Here is a 2,008-nt window from a genome sequence, read left to right as displayed (position 1 = left end):
TGAGAGGGCGGTTCGTGAGTTGATGTCCGTTTCCGAGTGAGGCGGGAGCAGGACCGCTCACGTGGATGGGGAGAGCTGTGCGCGCACCCATTCGGGATCGGGATTGACGTGCGGTTGGCCCGTGACCACGACAGTCGGCACGGTCTCGTCACCGTCGTTGGCTGCCCTTACCGCCGTCGCCCCAGCCGGGTCGCGCCAGATATCGACCCAATGCAGCTGGTGGGCGCTGCCGCCCAACCGGATCCGCAGGCGCAGGCAGTACTTGCAGCCAGCCCTCCAGTAGACGATCGGTCGGCCGTCGACCGCGCTGCGTCGTTGTGCTTCCACCGCACTGATCGACCGTGGGAACGCCAGCGGCGAGTTCAGCCCCGCGAGCAGGACAAACATCAGCAGTAGTGGAACGGCAGCGCCAGGAAACCCTCTGACCACCAACGCGGTCGCAACGAGCGAGCCGCAGACCAGGAGCAACATCGGCAGGATCCATGCGCGCGTCATGATGACGCAGGCTATCGGTGGCGCAGATTCGGCGGATCGACGGCCCGCACGTCTGGGCCACGTCGCGCAGTCGTCATGGCAGTGAGAGGGAGAGCGTGAGTTGATGTCCATTTCCGGGTGGGTCAGGGGCAGGGCCGCTGGTCGCGGTGCTTGGCCGCTACTGCTTCCTGGTAAAGCTGCCGGCGTCGACCTCGGTGAGGATGTCGAGCTTGACCAGGCGTTTCAGCTTGGCGCGGGTGCCCTCGATATTTTTCGGCAGCAGTTCGTGGTCGAGGGCCTGGCAGACGTCGCGGGCCCGGAGGGGGCCGGTGGCCTCGTTGAAGACGGTGAGGATGCGGGGGTAGTCCGGGTGCTCGGGCAGGTCGTGTGAGCCGACCTGGACGGGTATCCGGTCGGCGAGGGTAGTGACGGTCTTCCGGGTGATCGCGAGGTGTTCGAGGTGGGTCTCGGCCTCCCGCAGCCGATCCCGCAGTTCGTCGATCTGAGTGCGGAGGTCGTCGGCCAGGGACCGGGCGGCGTCCTCCTGGATGCCGAGCGCGTCGAGCAGGGGCTGGATGTTCACGCGGTCACCGCTTGCTCTTCGCGCCAGGTGGAGGTGTTCGCGCCGGTGAGGCGGCTGATCATGACGTGGGACATCGCCCAATAGACGCGGGAGGCGGACGACGATGGGCGGTGCTCGTAGTCGCGGACCAGACGCCGGTGCAGTATCAAAATCCCGTAGGTCTGCTCGACCCTCCACCGCTTCGGCTGCGGCACGAACCCCTTGTCCTGCGGGTTGCGTTCGACGATCTCGACGTCGATCCCCAGGTTGGCGCCGTGCAGGACCACCTGGTTCTTGAAGCCCTGGTCAACCAGTGCCTTGCGGACGGTTCCGCCGGCGTGCTCGGCCACCTGGTCCAGCAGGATGATGCCCGCGGCGTTGTCGTGGGTGTTCGCGGCAAGGACGACCACCGCGATGACCAGGCCGAGGACGTCCACGGCCAGCCCGCGCTTGCGGCCCGGCACCCGCTTGGCCGGATCCCGGCCGGTCGTGGCAGCGGGGACCCCGGCAGCAGCGTGGACACTCTGGGTGTCCAGCACCACCAGGGTCGGGTCCTCTAATCGACGGGCCCGCTCACGGACCTGGCAGCGCAGGAGTTCATGGATGACCTGGTCGGTCCCGTCGTCCCGCCAGGCCGCGAAGTAGTAGTACGTCGCGCTCTTCTGCGGAAGATCGTGCGGGAGATAGGCCCACTGGCAGCCGGTCCTGGTCTGGTACAGGATCGCGTTCACGATCTCCCGTATCGCGTAGGCGCCCTGATGGCCACTGACCGAGCGGTGCCGGTCCTTCCACGCGGTGATCACCGGCTCGATCAACGACCACTGCTCGTCCGATAAGTCACTCGGATACAGCTTGCGTCCACTCACCCCGCCACCCCAACAGACCGCAGGCGGCGGACCAGCAGATTCCGCCCACATCTACACCATCAGGCGACCACAGAACTACTCAAAAAGTCACGAACCGCCCTCTCAG

At 66.5% G+C, this 2,008-nt stretch carries 3 protein-coding genes; all 3 read right to left on the bottom strand.

Annotation, left to right across the window (positions count from 1 at the left end; all coding sequences use genetic code 11):
- Positions 1–57: 57 nt before the first annotated feature.
- On the bottom strand, positions 58–495 hold the full coding sequence (locus tag AC3EUJ_RS37090) for a glutaredoxin domain-containing protein (RefSeq protein WP_431969394.1): 438 nt from the start codon (positions 493–495) through the stop codon (positions 58–60).
- A 157-nt stretch (positions 496–652) separates the two neighbouring features.
- Positions 653–1,057, bottom strand: a complete 405-nt coding sequence (locus AC3EUJ_RS37085; protein WP_431969392.1) for a hypothetical protein — start codon at positions 1,055–1,057, stop codon at positions 653–655.
- Positions 1,054–1,902 (bottom strand): IS5 family transposase, encoded by an 849-nt coding sequence (locus tag AC3EUJ_RS37080; protein WP_431969390.1) that lies wholly within the window; start codon positions 1,900–1,902, stop codon positions 1,054–1,056. Before AC3EUJ_RS37080 ends, AC3EUJ_RS37085 begins: the two co-directional genes overlap by 4 nt.
- Positions 1,903–2,008 lie beyond the last annotated feature (106 nt).

The sequence above is a fragment of the Actinacidiphila sp. bgisy160 genome, from assembly GCF_057707815.1.
This window is presented reverse-complemented; position numbering and strand designations above follow the sequence as displayed.

Bases quoted from the DNA above. Each gene is read 5' to 3' on its own strand.
- AC3EUJ_RS37090 (WP_431969394.1), bottom strand. From the start codon at position 495: ATGACGCGCGCATGGATCCTGCCGATGTTGCTCCTGGTCTGCGGCTCG.